The organism is Candidatus Defluviibacterium haderslevense (genome assembly GCA_016712225.1).
In the GTDB taxonomy this organism is placed as follows: Bacteria; Bacteroidota; Bacteroidia; order Chitinophagales; family Saprospiraceae; genus Vicinibacter; species Vicinibacter haderslevensis.
Map to the genome: position 1 here is coordinate 679,740 of JADJRL010000003.1, position 21,064 is coordinate 700,803.

18 protein-coding genes are annotated in these 21,064 nt (G+C 33.7%); 3 read left to right on the plus strand and 15 right to left on the minus strand.

Going from position 1 to position 21,064, the window contains the following annotated elements; all coding sequences use genetic code 11:
• Positions 1 to 16 precede the first annotated feature (16 nt).
• From IPK88_02885 to pheS, 5 genes are all read right to left on the minus strand, one after another.
• Positions 17 to 931, minus strand: a complete 915-nt coding sequence (locus tag IPK88_02885) for a tetratricopeptide repeat protein (protein MBK8242346.1) — start codon at positions 929 to 931, stop codon at positions 17 to 19.
• A complete protein-coding gene (locus tag IPK88_02890; protein ID MBK8242347.1) occupies positions 909 to 1,535 on the minus strand; it encodes a sigma-70 family RNA polymerase sigma factor in 627 nt (208 codons plus the stop codon). Before IPK88_02890 ends, IPK88_02885 begins: the two co-directional genes overlap by 23 nt.
• Before the next feature lie 511 nt (positions 1,536 to 2,046).
• Entirely contained in the window at positions 2,047 to 3,345 is a 1,299-nt protein-coding gene (locus IPK88_02895) for a transglycosylase SLT domain-containing protein (protein MBK8242348.1), read from the minus strand.
• Positions 3,346 to 3,557: 212 nt separating this feature from the next.
• Complete coding sequence (locus IPK88_02900) at positions 3,558 to 4,895, minus strand: histidine--tRNA ligase (GenBank protein ID MBK8242349.1); 1,338 nt, start codon at positions 4,893 to 4,895, stop codon at positions 3,558 to 3,560.
• A gap of 3 nt (positions 4,896 to 4,898) precedes the next feature.
• The gene (gene pheS / locus IPK88_02905; GenBank protein ID MBK8242350.1) at positions 4,899 to 5,930 is read right to left on the minus strand and encodes a phenylalanine--tRNA ligase subunit alpha; all 1,032 of its coding nucleotides are present in this window, start codon (positions 5,928 to 5,930) and stop codon (positions 4,899 to 4,901) included.
• A gap of 202 nt (positions 5,931 to 6,132) precedes the next feature.
• Between pheS and IPK88_02910 the strand changes: the two genes are divergently transcribed.
• The 3 genes from IPK88_02910 (at position 6,133) to IPK88_02920 (ending at position 9,929) form a co-directional block, all read left to right on the plus strand.
• Positions 6,133 to 7,374 (plus strand): O-antigen ligase family protein, encoded by a 1,242-nt coding sequence (locus IPK88_02910; protein ID MBK8242351.1) that lies wholly within the window; start codon positions 6,133 to 6,135, stop codon positions 7,372 to 7,374.
• Positions 7,375 to 7,379: 5 nt separating this feature from the next.
• The gene (locus IPK88_02915; protein ID MBK8242352.1) at positions 7,380 to 8,291 is read left to right on the plus strand and encodes a DMT family transporter; all 912 of its coding nucleotides are present in this window, start codon (positions 7,380 to 7,382) and stop codon (positions 8,289 to 8,291) included.
• Positions 8,292 to 8,528: 237 nt separating this feature from the next.
• On the plus strand, positions 8,529 to 9,929 hold the full coding sequence (locus IPK88_02920; GenBank protein ID MBK8242353.1) for a tetratricopeptide repeat protein: 1,401 nt from the start codon (positions 8,529 to 8,531) through the stop codon (positions 9,927 to 9,929).
• A 121-nt stretch (positions 9,930 to 10,050) separates the two neighbouring features.
• Here IPK88_02920 and IPK88_02925 read toward each other — a convergent pair whose 3' ends face one another.
• The 10 genes from IPK88_02925 to IPK88_02970 all read right to left on the minus strand — a co-directional run bounded on the left by IPK88_02925 (position 10,051) and on the right by IPK88_02970 (position 20,996).
• Entirely contained in the window at positions 10,051 to 10,245 is a 195-nt protein-coding gene (locus IPK88_02925) for a hypothetical protein (GenBank protein ID MBK8242354.1), read from the minus strand.
• Between the two features lie 424 nt (positions 10,246 to 10,669).
• Positions 10,670 to 11,779: a glycosyltransferase family 4 protein gene (locus tag IPK88_02930; GenBank protein MBK8242355.1), complete on the minus strand. Its 1,110-nt coding sequence runs from the start codon at positions 11,777 to 11,779 to the stop codon at positions 10,670 to 10,672.
• 2 nt (positions 11,780 to 11,781) lie between these two features.
• Positions 11,782 to 12,966: a glycosyltransferase family 4 protein gene (locus IPK88_02935; GenBank protein MBK8242356.1), complete on the minus strand. Its 1,185-nt coding sequence runs from the start codon at positions 12,964 to 12,966 to the stop codon at positions 11,782 to 11,784.
• Positions 12,959 to 14,416, minus strand: a complete 1,458-nt coding sequence (locus tag IPK88_02940) for a heparinase II/III family protein (GenBank protein ID MBK8242357.1) — start codon at positions 14,414 to 14,416, stop codon at positions 12,959 to 12,961. Before IPK88_02940 ends, IPK88_02935 begins: the two co-directional genes overlap by 8 nt.
• Positions 14,417 to 14,545: 129 nt before the next feature.
• Positions 14,546 to 15,643 (minus strand): UDP-N-acetylglucosamine 2-epimerase (non-hydrolyzing), encoded by a 1,098-nt coding sequence (wecB, locus tag IPK88_02945; protein MBK8242358.1) that lies wholly within the window; start codon positions 15,641 to 15,643, stop codon positions 14,546 to 14,548.
• Positions 15,644 to 15,702: 59 nt separating this feature from the next.
• Complete coding sequence (locus IPK88_02950; GenBank protein ID MBK8242359.1) at positions 15,703 to 16,668, minus strand: Gfo/Idh/MocA family oxidoreductase; 966 nt, start codon at positions 16,666 to 16,668, stop codon at positions 15,703 to 15,705.
• A complete protein-coding gene (locus tag IPK88_02955) occupies positions 16,665 to 17,249 on the minus strand; it encodes an N-acetyltransferase (GenBank protein MBK8242360.1) in 585 nt (194 codons plus the stop codon). Before IPK88_02955 ends, IPK88_02950 begins: the two co-directional genes overlap by 4 nt.
• Positions 17,250 to 17,258: 9 nt before the next feature.
• A complete protein-coding gene (locus tag IPK88_02960; GenBank protein MBK8242361.1) occupies positions 17,259 to 18,383 on the minus strand; it encodes a DegT/DnrJ/EryC1/StrS family aminotransferase in 1,125 nt (374 codons plus the stop codon).
• 9 nt (positions 18,384 to 18,392) lie between these two features.
• On the minus strand, positions 18,393 to 19,697 hold the full coding sequence (locus IPK88_02965) for a UDP-glucose/GDP-mannose dehydrogenase family protein (protein MBK8242362.1): 1,305 nt from the start codon (positions 19,695 to 19,697) through the stop codon (positions 18,393 to 18,395).
• A gap of 9 nt (positions 19,698 to 19,706) precedes the next feature.
• A complete protein-coding gene (locus IPK88_02970) occupies positions 19,707 to 20,996 on the minus strand; it encodes a nucleotide sugar dehydrogenase (GenBank protein ID MBK8242363.1) in 1,290 nt (429 codons plus the stop codon).
• Positions 20,997 to 21,064 lie beyond the last annotated feature (68 nt).

Here is a 21,064-nt window from a genome sequence, read left to right on the forward strand (position 1 = left end):
ACAACTCATCAATAGTTTATAGTTGTTTTAAAAATTTATCAACTGCCTTATTATATTTAGGGTTATTTAAAGATTTTATAATTCTAAATTGTTCTCTAGCTTTAACCATTGCATTCGTCTTCAAGTAACATAGTCCAAGATACCATCTTGACTCCATCTTATATCTTGATTTATCCGATCTAATGATATTTTCTAAAATCAAAATAGCCTCTTCGAATCTATCGGTTGCCATCAACGCATTAGCTTTTATAAATAATACATTATCGTTCTTTTGTAATGCTGTATTTAAAGTACTGAACGAGTCAATAACTACTTGGTATTTACCACTCCAATAATTCTTTACAAATTGATCATAAGGACTTATAGCGTCTTCTCCTCGTAGGTTAAGATTCATGGTTTCGTCCTTATAGGGTTCAAAATTCATTGCGTATAATTCTTCATGATTAAACTTGTTATTCGCAATGGGTTGTTCTATTGATTTAGGAATTATAGGTTTTCGATTTTTTATATTGGCTGTTGAATCATTGTCCTTTTCTTCCCTTTCTGTGGGCTTTGATTTACTTACTACGCTATCTACAAATACCATTTCCTTTTCATGAATGTTATTCGAATCAATAATGGGAGCAACATATTCATTTATTTCAGGACTGGAATTTTGACTATTCCACAACCAAAATGCCCCACAAATAACCAAAAATGCCGCGGCTAAAGATTTCCAGGGAAAAATTCTTCTTACGATTCTATCTTTCTCCTTAAACCGATCCAATAATTCCCCCCTACGTTTAAGTTGTAAGGAGCCTATAATTAATTGATATTGCTCTACTTCATTTTTAAATATAGGGTCATCTGCCATCCTGGATTCCAAAATAGCAAGTTCTGCTTCGGTTAGCTCTCCAGCAAAATACCGTTCAATCCATTCTTGATCTTTCACCTGCATGCTTTTTTAATTCTTGTTTGCCCTGAATTTTATTTTTCAAAAGCTTCAAACTCCTCGATATAGTAGCGCTTAATACATTCAATGATTTGTAATTTACAATTTCAGATATATCCTTTAATGATTTACCATCAATAAATCTTAACATCAAGATCTGTTGACTTTGCGTTGGCAATTCATTAATTTCTTTTAATAGAATCTCTTTTTGCTCTTTCCAAGGATCCTCAACCTCAAAGAATAAATTCAATGATGCACTTATCAAGTGTTTATCTATTTCTGTATCTTCAATAATTCTTTGAATCTTTTTATGCTTTTTAATTAATGATCGGTATCCAATAGTAAATAAATAGGTTTTTAATTCACAGGTTAAAACGGTTAACTTCTTAGATATAACTTGCTCATAAAACGCAATAACGGCATCATGCCAACTATCCACAATATCTTGCTGATTGGTTGATGGATAGCGCTGCCGTGCCCAGTTTAAGAAAGCCGGCTTATAGCTTGCATACACTTGATCTAATACCTCCATATTACCCTGTACTATTAAGGAAACAATGGTATTACCATCTAAATCCTCAATCTTTAACTTTGGTGGCAACATAGTACGCTAGGTCATTTGGATCCAAAAATATAAAAATAATGATTAATTTATCTATAAATTAGATAAACTTACTTGTATCATAACTTCCATGAATAATCTTTCGCCCATGTTCACATATTTCAGCTTACATTATGCCACTGCCTCATTAGGTACTAATCGAAAAAAATAAATAGTTTTTCCAAAATGAACTGACCATAATTATTTATGCATATAACTAGTATCTACAAGGTTGAGAAAACAATGATCAGATCCTCTAAGTATGGATTAAAGATATGATATCAGACTATGGTGAGTGAAGTTTTTAGGAAAAGATCTTTATGGTAATAACAGTAAAGTGATATTCATTTAATGGTATGGATAAGTTCTTTAATCCAATGTATTTCTGGATAGTAGGAATTATTTCGATGTCATCAACTATTGTTCCTATCACTGAATCACATGATTCTTATCAAAATCAGATCCGCCAAATGTGGCTTAATTTATATGGATTTGGCGAAAGTGAAACAACTCACTATTTCTTAATTACCAACACTGATCCCACTTTGAGGCTAGACTCAGGAGATAATTCATTCCAATACATGAGTTCATCTACACTGACCTTATCATACAAAGTTGCGATATCACTAAGACTTTCTCTGGAACGAATGATGTGATATTTGTAATCGGTGGTCCATTCAATTTCAGGGGTTGGGACATCAGAAACTGAGGCATCTTCCATATAGTCGTTTGGAATTTCTTGGGTTTGTTTTTCTACTATATCTTCAGGTGGAAAATTAAATGGCCTTGAAAAACTTATCACTTCGACCAATAGACTATCTGATGCATTTTCATTCAATGACTGATTCATTGCCGTGTCCTTTTTCATTAAAGGTGAAGACTTAAGTTGTTCCATATAATAATCAACAAAAGATACCATCTGGCTATCAGGTAATGCAATGTATTGCCCTTTAGTCTCTCCAGGTATGGTTAATTTCTGATATGATGGATTGAAATTTTCAAATGTCTCTTTATCAATACCAGTAGCTTTTAACATCTTATGGATATTGATTTCTTGAGTTACTTTGGCGAACGATAAGAGATTTGTCGGCATTTCTTCTACTTCTGGAACTAAGTTGTGCTCATAATAAAATTGAAGCATATAACTAACACCTATGAAAGCCGGTACAAACAATTGGGTCTGTCTGGGAAGAAACTTTCGAATAGTCCAAAAATCTTTAGAACCCGTTTTTTCCATAACATCCAAAACCCTGTTCTCACCACAATTATAAGCAGCTAATACTAAGGTCCAATCACCAAAAATCTGATACAAGGTTTTAAAATATTTGATGGCAGCTACAGTAGAAACCACTGCATCCATGCGCTGATCCACTTTATGGTCTATTTTTAAACCTCTGATTTTTGCGGTGCCTGGCATCAATTGCCATAATCCAGCTGCGCCCACACTTGATTTGGCGGAAGGATTTAATGCAGATTCTATTGCAGCTAAATGTTTTAATTCAATGGGTAAATCATTTTCGATAAATAATTTATCCATTAATGGAAAATATAGATCTTTTCGGTAGAGTATTCTTCGACTTGAACCTCTGTCTGTAATGATGTACCGCTTAACTTGATCGATCACATCATCTTCAATCTTTAAGTCAACAAGGCAATACATACCCTGTAATCGTGAAATCACTTCATTCTCTGAATAATTATTATCAATTCTGTTGACCAGATCTAAAAATAATGGTGAACTTATATTTCGCTCGGCCTGAACCCTCACGACAAGAGATAGCAAGCCTAGGAAAATGTAAGTTCTTATATTCATGGTCAGAATTAAAAGTCTAAATTACAATAAAATACTTAAAGTCATCCAATTATAATATTCATATAAGATAAATATTGATGATCTAAGTCCTTATGAACGGCAAAGATACCCATTAAATTTTAAAATAAAGAGTTAAAGTCTTTAACGCATTGTTAATACATATTATGTAAAATTATAATATGATTTATTTTAACGAGCTAAGGTCTTTGTTATCAGGAATTTAACTGTTCAATAATCGCTTCTATGGATTGTGATGTTTGTTCCCCGTTGGATTGATTTTTGAGATTATAGCGCCCCGTTTTTACCTCATCTTCACCTAAAATGACCAGAAAAGGGATCTTGAGGTCCTCAGCAAACTTAAATTGTTTCTTCAATTTACCCGGATCTGGATAAACATCTACTGGAATAGCGGCTGCTCTGCACTGCTGCGCCAAATCAAATGCATGCCTGTGACTCTGTTCGTCTAAAGCCATAAATAATACCTTTACGGGGACTTCCAAGGATGTTGGCCAAAGCCCCAATTCCTGCATGACATCATAAATACGATCTGCCCCAAAGGATATTCCCACACCCGAGACCCCATTAAGACCAAATATACTGGTCAGATTATCATATCTCCCACCTCCACCAAGGCTCCCCATTTTTATAGTCGTCGGAACTACTTCAAAAATACAGCCTGTATAATAACTTAATCCACGTGCCAATGTAGCATCAAAAACTACTTCATTATGTGTTCCTATATTTTTCAAATAATCTAAAGCAGTATTCATTTCCTGAACACCTAAAGTGGCTTTATCATTGAATTTAAAAGTATCTAATTGGGTTTGTTTTAGTTGGGACAAAATCCAAGCACTCGTCTCTTGAGTGATACCTATGCATTCTAATTCTTTTGTCACTCCCTCTACACCAATCTTGTCTAATTTATCAATAGCTACTGTCATAGCCATAAATTGATCCTGACATCCTGCCTGAATAGCAATCCCTTCTAATATTGAACGATGATTAACCAAAATCTTAACAGGTATTCCCAAAGTTTTGAATACCGAATCATAAATTCTAATTAATTCAGCTTCATACATGAGACTGTTAGAACCGACTACATCAGCATCGCATTGATAAAATTCTCTATATCTACCTCTTTGGGGACGATCTGCACGCCATACTGCCTGAATCTGATATCTTTTGAAGGGAAAGGTAATATCGTTTCTGTACATGGCAACGACTCTTGCAAATGGAACTGTTAGGTCATATCTCAAACCTTTTTCACTTATCGAAGGAATGAGTTTAGTAGACTCTTTTTTTAGTAATAGTTCCTCATTTGCATCTTTTAAATAATCCCCGCTATTCAAAATTTTAAATAGCAATTTATCCCCCTCATCTCCATATTTACCGGTAAGTGTGGAAAGATTTTCCATGGCCGGAGTCTCTAAAGGTTGATACCCAAACAGGATAAAACAATCTTCTATAGTTTTAAAAATATGTTTTCTTCTTTTGGCCTGAAGTGGCAAAAAATCCCTGGTGCCCTTAGGTAAACTTGGTTTGTTGATCATCTTCTAAGCGCCTTTGAATTGACTTAAAAAGCGTACATCATTCTCGAAATAATACCGAATATCGGGTATTTTATAAAGCAACATAGCTTGTCGCTCTATTCCCATTCCAAAAGCAAATCCAGAATAAACAGTTGGGTCGATACCACAATTTTGCAAAACAGCAGGATCTACCATTCCACAGCCAAGTATCTCTAACCATCCGGTGCCTTTAGTAATTCGATAGTCTGTTTCATTGGTAAGTCCCCAATAAATATCCATTTCTGCAGATGGCTCTGTGAAGGGAAAATAGGAAGGTCTTAATCTAATTCTCACATCGGGACCAAACATTTCTTTAGCAAAAAACAACAAGGTTTGTTTCATATCGCCCATAGAAACCTCTTTATCTACATATAATCCCTCCACTTGATGAAATTGACAATGTGACCTAGCCGATATGGTTTCATTTCGGTACACACGACCTGGAGCAAGTATCCTAAAAGGTGGCTTATGACTGGTCATAAATCTTGCTTGAACCGATGATGTATGGGTTCTTAGCAACATATTGGCAAAATCCTTTAAATAAAAGGTATCCTGCATATCTCTGGCAGGATGATCATCCGGAGTATTTAAGGATGTGAAATTATACCATTCGTCTTCTATTTCACGATCCTCTGAAACTTGAAATCCTATTTTAGTAAAAATATCAATGATGCGATCCATAACCAATGAAATGGGATGCCTGCTACCTTTCCCAAAATCTACTGCCGGAAGGCTAAGATCAGGAATATCCTGCGGTGTTTCGGCTATGGAAGACAACTGACTTGAAGCAGTTTCAAATTTTTCTTCGGCTAATTGTTTTAATTCATTGACTTGTTGACCATAGGCTTTTTTTAATTCCACAGGCACTTTGCCAATTTCTCCAAATACTGGTTTAATAATGTTTTTTGATCCTAAAAATCGAATCCGAAAATGTTCCAATGCATCCAATGAATTAATTTCAAAGGATTCAATGGATAATTTAATTTCTTTTATTGAACTAAACCAATCGTTGGACATCTTTATCTTTTATAAATTTCAATGCAAAATAAACCTAATTTTTGCAGTTTTAGTCTATAAATCGTATAAGTTTGATGATTTCATTCCATAATATGTAGGGTCTTAAACAATATTTTTTAAACAAATACAGTATTTTAATTTACTATTACATCAAATTTTATGAAAGATAATTCAAATTCCGATAGATTGGCTTGATTCATTTATGCAATTAAAATTCATCATTCCTTTTCTTTTTTTATTTCTTTTTTCTGCCTTTGCATTTGCTTTGCCCTGGGCTATGTATGTTGTTTCTGCGAGTATGGTACTCATGACTGCATTATGTTTGTTTCAATATAAACCTTATGGATTTCCATTTGGATTTAATATAGGTTTAAAAAACACCATCCGTTTATTGAGAAAAGAACCTTTATTCTGTTGGATGATAGCCTATTATTTCAGTTTTGTCATATCGGGATTATGGTCTGAAGAATATATTGAATGGGTGCATTACAGCCGTCTCATGCTACCATTTCTATTTCTTCCCATTATTTTTATACATCAGAGTCCTGTAAGCAGTTTTAAATTAAACGCTGTCATTCTAATCGGGATTATTTCTGTACTAATCACCTCAGAATTCATACTTTATGATTACTTTACAAACTATGAAGTATATCAATTAGAAATATTAAAAGGCAAACCTATTAAAACTTATATCTCACACATCAGATATAGTCTCATCATTGCTGCTAGCTGTATGATTCTGATTCACTGGTTGGTTATGCATTGGGCTTTCAAATTTAATTGGGAAAAATGGGTATATGGTTTTTGCCTATTGTATTTATTCATAGTGATTCATATTCTTAGTGTTAAATCTGGTTTACTAGGACTTTACATAGGTGTTTTTTTATACATGAGTTATTATATGCTCTTGCGAAAAAAATATACCATATGGATCATGTGCATCATTAGCATGGTAATCATTATAGCATCCATGATTTATTTCATTCCTAGTTTAAAGCACAAATATTTATATTCGATATGGCAAATTGGAGAATGGTCTAGAGGGAAATGGTTGTACTACTCAGATATCGAACGCTGGCTATCCATTCAAATGGGTTGGAATAATATACTGGATCATCCTATTTTAGGCACAGGTATTGGAGATTTAAAAACCAGTACGGACAAACTTTATATGTTGCATTTAAATCATAAAGAATTCAAACTGGCGCACAATCAATTTATTTTTTCCTGGGCCTATTGTGGATTACCATCTTTGTTTTCCTTGATGGCCATGATTTATTATTCTCTATTTTCGAATGCCCAATGGCGCAATCCATTAATATTAAGCTTACAAGGAATATTATTGAGTTCTTTTCTATATGAAGCAACACTCAGCTCTGAAATCGGCATATGTGTATACTTATATTTTACAATTATTGGTTGGATGATTTTTAAAAATAAATAAATTCATTGAACACAAAGATACATTCCAATCAAAGCTATTTGGCTCATTTAGTATTGTTCATTGTTGCATTAATATATGGCGCAAATTACTCCATTGCAAAAATAGTTTTAGACCCAAAATACATTCAACCTAATGGATTTATTTTATTGCGAATTTGGAGTGCGGTAATATTATTTATTGTGTTTTTCGGACCCTTAAAACGAATAGAAAAATCTGATTTTCGATTACTGATAGTATGTGCATTGAGCGGAGTGTTATGCAACCAACTCTTTTTTTTCAATGGTTTATCATTAACATCTCCTATTCATGCCGCACTCATTATGGTTTGTACTCCTATGTTAGTACTTATCATGCGATACTTTAGGGGATCACCACTCTCGCCTACGAACATCTTCGGATGTATTTTAGGATTTTTTGGTGCAGCATGGTTAATACTTTCTTCAAAAAATGGTCATGGTCAAAACAGTAGTGCACTTGGAGACATTTATATTTTAATCAATGCGCTATCGTATGGCTATTATTTATTACAAGCGCCAAAATTGATTCAAAAATATGGTCCGTTTGAAACCATGAAGTGGTTATTTTTGATTGGTGGCATTTGTTGTATACCTTTTGGAATACATGATTTAGTGGTAACTCAATGGACTTTATTAGATCGCGATGCATGGCTTGCATTAATTTTTGTTCTTATATGTACAACGTTTTTAGCGTATGCATTAAATGCATTTGCATTGCAACTCAGTCATTCTTCTTTAGTTAGTAATTACATCTATTTACAACCCTTCATTGCAAGTATCATTGCGATTTGGCTGGGAAAAGATTTTTTTCAATGGCGTCATTTATTTATTGGTATAATTATTATTACGGGTGTATTTTTATCCGATTGGAAGGGCAAAAAATTGATGCATCGAAATTAATTTAGATATTTTTCAAAAAATAAAATAAATTTATTTGTTCATGAATGCTAACAAGTTATGAATACAGTATTCATACATTTGATAAATCAAATATATGTATTACATTGAAAGAATATATTTTAGAATAAATTAGATGAATTATTAATATGAAATAAAAAAATAAAAAATAAAATTAGTTTAGTGCTGAATTGATTTAAATAATTACTTTTACACAGTCATTCAATCCCTGAGAAGATAGTGTCAAGAAAAACGAACCAAAACAATAAGCTCTCAAAACTCATTGCAGAGTTTGAAGATGCCGTACAAAGTTTCAGCCCTGAACTTTGGGAAGAGAAATCATTTCTTAAACTAATATCACATTACGAAAATCAAGGATCATTCGATCGGGCACTAGCAGTTGCAGATTTGGCTATTAAACAATATAAATATAGAGTCGATTTTTATTTGCAAAAAGCCAGACTGATGATGATCAATATGCGATTTGCAGAAGCTCTGAATATATTAAACCAGGCTTTTTCTATTTCACCATATGAAATCGAGGTTCCCTTACTTAAAGCAAAAATCCTGACCCTTCAGGGTAATCCTGAAGAAGCTTTAATTATAATTGATGAAGTAAAACTAATCTTCCAAAATGCCGATTTGCATGAAATTTTATTAATGGAAGCTTTTATACAAGAATCAATGAAAGATTTTGACAAAATGTTCTATACGCTAAGAGAAGCGTTAATCATCAACCCAAATAACACTGAAGCCCTAGAACAAATCTGGGTTAGTGTTGAATTTTCAAAAAAATACGATGAAAGTGTAAGCCTTCATCTTAATCTAATAGACAAAAATCCATATTCGTATTTAGCTTGGTATAACTTAGGGCATGCTTATTCATGCCTTGGAGAATACAAAAAAGCCATTGATGCTTTGGAATACTCATTCCTGATCAATTCCAGATTCGAACAAGGATATATGGACTGTGCAGAATTGGCATTACAGATAGGCCAATATGAGAAAGCTTTTCAGTGTTATTCAGACGCGAATGATATATTTGGACCAGATACAGAATTAGTGGCTTATATGGCAGAATGTCTGATTAAATTAAACAGACATAAAGATGCCAAATCCATGCTGCTTAAAGCAGTACATCAGGATCCATTCAATGATGAGATTTTCTTCTATCTAGGAGAATGTTACTTCAGTGAAAAAAACTGGGATAAAGCATTGCATTATTATAAAGAGTCTATTGAAATCGATGAATATCGTGAAGAATACCATTCTGCTTTAGCTCATGTCTATTGTGAAATGGGAAATTTCAAAAAAGCTGAAACTCATTTTGCTAAAGCTGCCCGATGCGGACAGGAACAAAGCCAATATTGGGCTATGTATATCAAGTTTCTTTTAGAAAAGCAAAACTTCGAAAAAGCTGAAAAAATCATTCGCAGAGCAGATAAATATTCTGTTGGAACAGACCTTACTTTTTGTAAGGTTGCCTATAATCTCTTAACCAATAATAGACCTGCTGCCTTAATTGATCTTGAAGAAGCATTGCAAGAGGATTCGTCCATGAGTAAAATACTATTCGAAATTATTCCAACACTTCAGGATGATGTTGAAATCAAAGGAATGATTAGATATTTTTCTGTTTAATCTGGTGAAATAAACTTGTTTTTTTCCTTTATACTTGCAATATCTTAGCATTACTCCATAAGATGAATCAACAAGGGATATGCTTCCGGCATCAGAATTGAATATTTAATTTTCAAAATCATTATAATTTAATCTTCTTTTCGATATGTTCAAGTTCTTTCTTGATGTTTTCCAATCGATCAGGAATAGACAAATCTTGATCTGAACGTAATTTCTTCCTTCCTTTCGATAAAAAAAATCCCAGCCCCAGACAAATAAAAAATCCTGAAATATTGGATATAAACATCCATATTAATCTTGTTTCTACTTCTCCCATAATACCATCATTTAAAATCTATAAATAATTTTATTTCATTAAACTTAAAAAAAAAAAGGCCTCATCGATTGGATAAGGCCTTTTATATTTAATTTTTTTTATATAATAAAAATATCAACTCATAAGCCTCATAAGCACTTTCATGCACTCATGTCTCTTCCAGCAATATTTTTGAATTAAAATCATAGTGCAAAGGTAATCGAAATTTCTAATTTCAATAAAAATAATAAAAGTTGGGTGTTAAATTAAGGTTAACAATCTAATGTTGGGTACCATTGTATAAGGATGCAATCATTGAACTTTTTCTCAGAATTACAAAAAATTTTGAATTTTATCTATTCGTTTAAATTAAGATTTCTTCAATGATTTGGGCGCCCAGAACATAAAATAACAAACTAACTTCATCGAATTTAAAAATAAAATTTCATCTTAATGCTGATATTTCCTGTAAATAGTTTGCAATAATATGTTTAACTTCGAATTGATCCAATGCTATTGCTCTACTCTCTTTCCCCATTTGTAATCGCACTTCTTGAGCTAAAGAAGACATGTCAATCATAGCATTAATTAATGAATCAACATCTTGCATTGGAATTATATATCCATTTATTCCATTGACGACTGTCTCATTACAACCGGCAACATTTGTTGTAATTATTGGTTTACCCATAGCCATGGATTCCAGAATAGACCTTGGCATTCCTTCACGATACGAAGGCAAGACTACAACATCGGCCGCAGCTATCAGATCACGTACATCATCAACATGATCAAACCATCGAATATCATTCTGATTCAATGCTTCGTCCAATTCTTTTTTGAACATTCGATCCGGATGAGTCGAATCATAACTACCCACTACCTGACATTCAATATCTGGCCATTTACTTTTTATAATCGAAGCTGCTTTTAAATACTCTACTATTCCTTTGCTCCGAATTAACCTCCCAATAAATAAAAAAATAAATTTGTTTGATTCAGATTTTGCACGAGGTACAAAATAATTACAATCAACTCCAGACCCTAAAATGACACCAGAATTAATTTCATTTACTAACTTCTTTTGCAGAAAGAAATTTCTATCTGTATGGTTTTGAAAAATGTTTTTTTTATTATACCTAAAAGCTAACTTATATAACCAATTTATTAGTAAACTTAATCTATTATGTTTAGTGAATGAACTTCCCAATCCTGTAACCGTAGCTATACTAGGAATACCCAAAACATGAGCGATCACACTACCAAAAACATTAGGTTTAATGGTATAATGCAATACAAGATCCGGTTTCTCACGATAATAAATTCTAAATAATTCTATAATAAATCTAAATTCCTTAATTAAATTAGAACTTGTCTTATTTAAATGAAGTACCGGAATATAATGTATACCCTGTCCTTTTGGAAGCATTGAAGCATATCTATCTTCAGGAGCGATTAGTACGACTTCTCCAAATTCTGAATGTATAGCCTGTATTAACTCTCGTCTATAATTAAATAAATTCCAGCATGAATTAGCAACAATGGCTACTTTCATATTCAGTTTTTAGGCACATAAAAAAGTATTGATTTAGCCATTTGAACAGAAATCGTTTCTCTTCTAAACTTGGCAATAAACGTAGGACGAGTCATTACTTGATAATGATCATTAACTAAATAATGGTAAGCCGACTTCCAATCACAGGGTTCGAAAACAAAATAATTGGATTGTATATGTTTTTCAATAAATTCTTTAGCATATCCCGCAACACCTGCAAGAATAGGCTTGTCCAACGCACCATATTCAAATAGTTTAGAGGGTAATACTTTTCTAAAAGCTTCGAAATCATTTAAGTGAAGAAACAAGTAATGTGATTGTTGATAATATTGCATTAATTCAGCTCTTTTAACAGGTGATATCAATTTAACATTCTGAATATCCAAGCTATGTAAGGCATCGATAAGTTTTTGTTTTGTATTTCCCGCACCAATGATATAAAACATAAATCCAGAACCCAGTTTTTGTGCTAAAGGTGGAATTACTTTATCTAATCCCTGACCTTCTCCAATATTACCTGCATAACAAACGATTCTAATATTCGACTGCGCCATCTGACTTGGTGGAACATTTAGAAACAGATCGTCAATACCATTTGGGAAAAAACTAATTCGCTCATGTTTAATATAATCCAGTGACTTTAGAAATCCTTCAGAATTAACATTGATGTGTGTAGCATATTTCAAACATGGTTTTTCAAAAAATATTTTTAATATCCAACTTAATGGATAAGCTATAAATGGCCATTTTATCAGTTCTCTTATATTTTCAGCGAACAAATCTCGTAGATCGATATATAAGGGCAAGCGCCTTTTCTTTGCAATTTGGAAAGCTAAATAAGCCGTGAATAATTTAGAACTGGATGCAAAAACCAAATCATAATCATTAGCCTTAGTAGCTTGTAGCACCTGTTTTCTATAAGATATAAAAGATTTTATTTGTTTCCAAAATCCATTGGTATGCTGAGGAACTGCAAATCGATGTAATCGCAGAGAACCTGAGTTAACATGAGCTGGTACTTCGTCATTGAAAGATTGGTATCGATTAGGCATTGTGGTCATCACATCCAAGATAGTATCTTCATGGATTTCTTTTAATATAGATTCGACCAAAGCCGTATTCCGAAAAGCTCCCGGCCCCAAATCAGGTGTATAATAATATGACAAGAATAGTATTCTTTTAATCATGCCAGGTTATTATGGTTTTTATTTGTTTCTCAAAAATAATAGAAATACGCTTGGATTTAACGTAGACATTAAAATCTAAAGCTTCATCCATATCCTCTATTACAATTTTATGAGCACCTAATATTAATAATTGCATTCCAGCAATATTTATTTTACTTTTTTCAAAATCCAAATCAACGTTACCCACATTATGATGACAATGTAAATACATAACAGACGATACAGTTTCATTTGTTAATACAAGATCCTCGATGATCAATTGATTGGGGTGTACATCAAAAATTCTTTTGTGGCTCCATGCTTGACCAGCATAATGATTAATCTCACCTTCAAGATGATGTTGATCCACTCGACTTACTTTGATGTCTGCACGTTGTGCCATTCTAAACTGAGACCATATTTCTGATTGATTTAACCCATTAATAACAACTGTATTATGCGCTTGAGTTGATCGCTCATATTGACGTTGTGGACCAGATTCATATGTAGAAATTCCATAATCTACAAATATGGGTTGGGCTTTAAAATAAAGATCAAAATGCAACATGTCAGCATGTGCGTGACCGGGCTGATAAGTTGGAACAACATTTCCTGCGTTGACATATAAAACAATAGGATCATGTTCAAATTTAAAATATGCGCTATCACTTAATATTCCCTGATGGACTTCCATATTTAACAGACTTAACGTATCAAATATCCATGAAGCGGGCGGGGCACCGGAGTTACAACTATCTTGAAAAAGTGGATACCGACCATTAGGCAAACAAATTGTAAACAACCAAGTTGCCATCTTCTGAATATAATACCTTATAAGATCGTAATCTCCCTTATTGCTTTTTATTAAAACTTGGTACAACAATATTAATCGATATAAAATAATACTGTGGTACATAGGTGATCGCTCATAATGGGCTCCATCTGCTAAAATTTGCTCCTCTAATTCAGAACATAATTTGGCATAACATTTATTCCACAAACGGTCATCATTCATATAGAGCGCTGCCATACATAAGGCTATATAATTCTCTAACAAATGATTGGCGAGAATCTGATATTCCAGATTGTTCTCCAAAAAATGGATTTGTCTAAAGAGTGCACGGTTAATAGATTTTTGATCTGTTGTGACATATTCATAAAACAACAGTGTGTTAATAATGCGTAATGAAACCGGATAGGCTTCTAATTTGAATGCAGAGGCATTAACCGATTCAGATAATTGAATTAATACTTTATTCCTTTCTGAAATACTTGTTGTATCATCATTTAAATAATTCAGGTATTGTAAATGGTAATTCCACAATTTACCGTGACCCATGAATTGCCAATCTATGCGATCAGAAAAAGTATGTGTTTTATTCAAGAACGTAAATGTTTTGCTTACGGAATTATAGCTTCCTGTTTCCGAATAGGTGCTGATATTTGAAAATGTCAATAATTTAGCATTCACATATTTTGAATATGGGTACCACGAATTAATACATAGGTTTTTAATTGGATACCAAAGTTGAAAAAAGACCTGGGAACATTTCAGATATCTAATGGTATGGAAATATAATGAAATCGTTCGCAACATAAGTTAACCGAACTGATTCAATAAAATATCCCTAATCCTAAAGGCAGCTTGTCCATCCCACAATTCAGGTATTTGTCCTTGTTTAATATGACCATCTAATATTTCTCTTACGTGGTGAATAGCGACTTCCGGATTTAAATCGTCCAATAATATATTTGTTCCAACATCAACAGTAATGGGTCGTTCAGTAGATCTTCTAAACGTCAAACATGGAACACCTAAATAAGTGGTTTCTTCCTGAACACCTCCTGAGTCTGTTAATATCAATTGGCTGTAACGGATTAAGGTAATAAATTCAATATATCCAAGTGGTTCCGTTATGATCAGGTTTGGAATTTGTGTCAATGTATTCAGTAATCCAAAATGATTTAACCGATCCTTTGTTCTAGGATGCAGCGGCAATAAAACAGTTCTCATTGTACAAATTACTGAGAGCAAATGAATAAGTTTCTGCAAGCCTTCAAGTGTATCAACATTCGATGGTCTATGCATGGTCATGATGACATAAGACGCGGGTACCAAATTAAATTGTTTCAATATGGATTGATCACTTGTTTTCTTTTGATAATAATGAAGGGAATCAATCATACAATTGCCTACAAAATGAATTTTATCAGGCGAAATATTTTCTTTAATCAAGTGATCCGTGGCCAGTCGTTCTGTTGTAAATAAAAGATCAGAGATTTGATCTGTGAGCAAACGATTGATTTCTTCCGGCATACTTCGATCAAAACTTCGTAATCCTGCTTCAACATGTGCTACCGGTATACCATTTCTATTAGCCACTAAAGCACAAGCTAAAGTTGAGGTGACATCACCTACAACAATTACCAGATCAGGACGTTCTGATTGTAAAATGGGTTCAATGGCTGTCATAATTTTAGCCGTAATGATCGAATGAGTACCAGAACCTACACCCAGAAAATAATCTGGTTCAGGTAATTCTAATTCTTCAAAAAAAATGGCACTCATAGCCCGATCAAAATGCTGGCCTGTGTGAATGATTTTAGATTGAATGGATTGATTTTGCTTAAACGCTCTATGTAATGGAGCTACTTTCATAAAATTCGGACGTGCTCCAACTATACTTATGATTTTCATGCCTCACAACTTAACTTATAAAAAAATACAATTTGAGCGATCTGATTAAAAGCATAGTATTATTCAAATGGATGTCTTGATAATGGCTTTGAAGCAAAAGGATGATAATCGCCAACCAATCCAACAGGTTGAGCATTGCGAATATTATGCACGGTCTCAATGGATTGTTTGGATTCATTCAATCCAAATCCATTTCCATTTAAAATTTCTTGATATGAAACTGTGTGTAAGTCACCAAAACCTTCACTAAATTCAAATTCTTCTCCACCAATTTGAAGTGAACGAAATGTTTTTTTTCCGGCATCTAATAACTCTTGTGGGAGTGTTTGTTCATTAATACTTAAAAAATATCGAACTCTGGCTTGTTCATATTCCAGATATCCGGCGACGCGATCGTGTTGTTGGACGTGTACTATATTCTGTTGTACTTTTCCAAACAACCAACCCAATAAATCATAAAAATGCACACCAATATTTGTTGCAATTCCTCCGGATTTTTGCAAATCTCCTTTCCATGAAGTAAAATACCATTTACCTCGGGAGGTGATATAAACTAAATCAACTTCATATTTATGGAGCGCATTTTCAGATTGAATTTTTTTTCGTAATTCTTGTACTTTGGGATGTAATCGCAATTGAAGAATAGTATTTACTTTCTTGTTGGTCTCCAATTCTATTTCTTGTAATGCATCGATATTCCAAGGATTGAGCACTAAGGGTTTTTCACAAATAACATCTGCACCCAATCTTAATCCAAATCGCATGTGAGAGTCGTGCAAATAATTTGGTGAACAAATGCTCATAAAATCAACTGGTTGTTGTGCTCTTTTTAATTTCTCCAAATGACGATCAAATCTTTCGAATTCCGTAAAAAAATCTGCCCCGGGAAAATAACTATCCATTATACCTACAGAATCATTTTTATCTATAGCTGCTACCAGGTTATTTCCTGTTTCCTTAATAGCTTTCATATGACGAGGTGCGATATAACCTCCTGCACCAATTAATGCGAATCGTTTACTCATATCACTTGAATTACTCTACCATTTTCTAATTTATATTGTTCATTGGATTCCGGACAGATAGCAAATCCATTTTTGTCAAAAATTAATTTGTGCCCGAAAGCACTCATCCATCCTGTCTGTTTTGCTGGATTTCCCATTACCAAGGCATAATCCGGAACTTCTTTGGTGACTACAGCTCCGGCTCCAATAAATGCATACTTTCCAATATTATTTCCACATACTATTGTAGCATTCGCACCAATAGAAGCGCCTTTTCGAACGATGGTTTTTGCGTATTCACTTTTGCGATTTACCGCACTCCTTGGATTAATGACATTCGTAAAAACCATGGAAGGGCCGAGAAAAACATCATCTTCACAAATCACACCTGTATAAATGGAAACGTTATTTTGAATTTTTACATTATCTCCTAAAATCACTTCCGGAGAGATTACAACATTCTGACCAATATTGCACCTATTCCCAATTTTACAATGTGACATGATATGACTAAAATGCCATATTTTAGTGCCAGCACCAATCTCACATCCTTCATCGACATAAGCACTTTCATGGACAAAATAAATAGGATCCTGATTCATTATTCTGATTTAAAAAAAAGAAAGCACTGCTTGAATGATTTCATATTGAATAGCAGGTGTCATTTCAGTGTGTATAGCCAATGAAATCACCTCTTTACATAATTGTTCTGTTACGGGTAAAAAATCTATACTTCCTCTGAAAGGTGCAAAAGCTTTTTGCTTATACAAGGGTACAGGATAATAAATGGCGCAAGGAATACCTTTCAGCGTTAAATATTCTTTTAATGCGTCTCTCGTACCATTCGTAATTCTCATTGTGTATTGATGAAAAATATGATCACTATGCTTTGATCTTCGAGGAGTTATTATATGTGGATGATTAGCAAATGCCCTGTCATAATAATTTGCTGCTTCATTTCTTGCACGAGCATATTCATCAAGATGTTTTAATTTGATATCCAATATTGCAGCTTGTATAGTATCCAAGCGGGAGTTAACGCCTACCACCTCATGATAATACTGTACTGATTGTCCATGATTGGCGATCATGGTCATCTTTTTTGCCAATGCATCATCATTGGTAAAAATAGCTCCGCCATCACCATAACATCCTAAATTTTTTGATGGAAAAAAAGATGTGGTTCCAATGTGTCCAATACCACCTGCTCGTTGTTTCTGACCATTAGCATGTTGATAATAAGCACCAATGGCTTGAGCATTATCTTCTACTACATAGATCCCATACTCTTGAGCAATGGACATAATTTCATCCATTTGGGCGCATTGACCAAATAAATGAACCGGCACAATAGCTTTAGTACGAGGCGTAATAGCTGCTCTGATTCCTTCAACATCAATATTAAAATCATCCATTCGCACATCCACCATAATTGGTTTCAATTGAAGCAAAGCAATCACTTCTGCTGTAGCAACATAGGTAAATGCAGGAACTATGACTTCGTCACCCGGTTGTAATTCCAATGCCATTAATGCAATCTGCAAAGCATCTGTACCATTTGCACACGGAATGACATGGTTGACTCCTAAATACTGTTCTAGATTATGTTTAAATGTTTTTATCGGAGCTCCTCCAATAAAAGAAGTGGAAGCAATCACATCCAATACTGCTTGATCTATTTCTGTTTTGATTTTAGCATATTGGGATGCAAGATCCACCATTTGTAATTTTGCCATATTGTATATTTAATTTCTTCCGATACTAAAATAATTTATTCCTAATGATTTTATTTTTTCAGGTTCATATAAATTGCGACCATCGAAAATAACTGCTTGATTCATTCTCGATTTGATCTCATCAAATTCCGGCGACCTGAAGACACTCCATTCTGTTATTATTGCTAAGGCATCAGCCTGATCTAAAATTTGATACATATGTTCCCCATATTGGATTCGCGATCCAAATATATGTTTAACATGATTCATTGCTTCAGGATCATAACAACTAATTTGAGCACCTGCGTCAAGTAATGCTTCTATTATGTCAAGGGCAGGAGCATCTCTAATATCATCTGTATTTGGTTTGAATGCTAAACCCCAAACCGCGATTTTCTTATTCTTTAGATCTCCTTTAAAAAATCGAATAATTTTATCACTTAAAATTCTTTTCTGGATAGCATTAACTTCCATAACTGATTTAAGAATTTTAAATGAATAGTCATGACTTTCTGCTATATGATTAAGTGCTTTAACATCTTTTGGAAAACAACTCCCTCCATACCCTACACCTGGAAATAAAAATCGTTTGCCTATTCGATTATCGCTTCCCATACCTATACGAACCATATCGACATTTCCTCCCGTAGCCTCACATAGATTAGCTATTTCATTCATAAAACTAATACGCGCAGCCAGGTAGGCATTGGCAGCATATTTAGTAAGTTCTGCACTGCGTAAATCCATAATATAAATGGGATTTCCCTGTCGTACAAAAGGTTCATAAAGTTCCTTCATTTTTGCAACTGCACGATCTGAATCTGCTCCAATCACGACACGATCTGGTCTTAAAAAATCATCTACAGCTACTCCCTCTCTAAGAAATTCCGGATTAGACACCACATCAAATAAAGATGTGTCGAGATATTGTAATAAAATGTCCTTTACTTTTTCGGCTGTACCAACAGGTACTGTACTTTTATTGACAATAATCGTATATCGCTTTATTTTTCGGGCTAGAGATTCCGCTACACTCAATACATAACTCAAGTCAGCTGAACCATCTTCACCCGGAGGTGTAGGCAAAGCTAAAAAAATAATTTCTGCAAAATCAACAAGTGTATCCAGATTAGATGTAATTTCTAATCGTTGATCATGAGTATTACGATCAAATAATAATTCCAAACCTGGTTCAAAAATAGGGATTTTACCTGCTTTCAATTGACTCACTTTGGCTTCATTATTATCCATACAAATAACATGATTCCCGGTCTCTGCAAAACAAGTCCCTGTTACCAATCCAACATATCCAGTCCCTATTACTCCTATTTTCATAATATTACTTTATAAGCGCCAATAATGCACTGAATCGTCAGGTCTTTGATAAATACCTTTGAGGTCAATTAATATTGGATTGATGTTCATTATTTTTTTAAAATCTTCAATTGTTAAGTGTTTATACTCATCATGTGCAACAGCAACTACCACAGCGTCATAATTGGATTCAATTTGATTCTTTAATTGAATATTATACTCATGTAGCACTTCATCAGAACAAGCGCAAGAATCCACCAAATCCATTTTAATGGAATATGCAGCTAATTCATGATATAAATCAGCAACTTTAGAATTACGAATGTCAGATACATTTTCTTTGAATGTAATTCCCAAAATAAGTACTTTACATTGTTTAAGATTTTTATCCTTTGAAATTAATAATTGTACTAATTTTTTAGCTACAAAAGCGGGCATTTGATCGTTGATTCGTCGGCCACTCAAAATGACTTCAGGATCATAGCCCAATTCTTTCGATTTATGCAGTAAATAATAAGGATCGACACCAATACAATGTCCACCCACTAAACCTGGATAAAATTTCAAAAAATTCCATTTAGTTCCTGCTGCCTCCAAAACTTCCCTTGTATCAATGCCCATGCGGTCAAAAATAATGGATAGTTCATTCATGAATGAAATGTTCAAATCACGTTGGGTATTTTCAATGACTTTAGCAGCTTCTGCTACTTTAATACTTGTAGCTTTATAGATTCCAGCTTTTATTATTGCACTATAAACCTTAGCGACTTCTTCTGTTGCTTCAGGATCACTGCCGGATACAATTTTTAAAATATGCTCTACTGTTCTTTCTTTATCCCCCGGATTAATCCGTTCAGGTGAATATCCCAGTTTGAAGTCAGGACCAAAAGTAAGACCTGACTCTAATTCTAAAACCGGCTTACAGTCTTCTTCAGTGCAACCAGGGTAAACTGTGGATTCATAAACTACATAATCTCCTTTTTTAAGCACTTTACCTACAGTGTGTGATGCCCCTAATATTGGCTTAAGATCTGGCACCTTATGTTCATCCACCGGTGTCGGAACTGCCACAATGTAAAAGCTGGCTTTAGCCAAAATATCAAGGGATGTTGTAAATTCAATATCAACATTTTCAAAAGCAGTACTCAATAATTCCTTAGAAGGATCTATTTTGTTTTTCATCATATCAATTCTTTTTTGATTGATATCGAAGCCGATGACTTTAAACTTCTTAGCAAAAACTAAGGCCAAAGGAAGACCGACATATCCTAATCCAACGACTGCAATTGATTTCTTTTTTTCTAATAAATCCTGATACATGAATACTAATTTATACGATCACACATGCCTAAACGAAATTCCTAAATTTATGGTATTTGTGAGTTAAA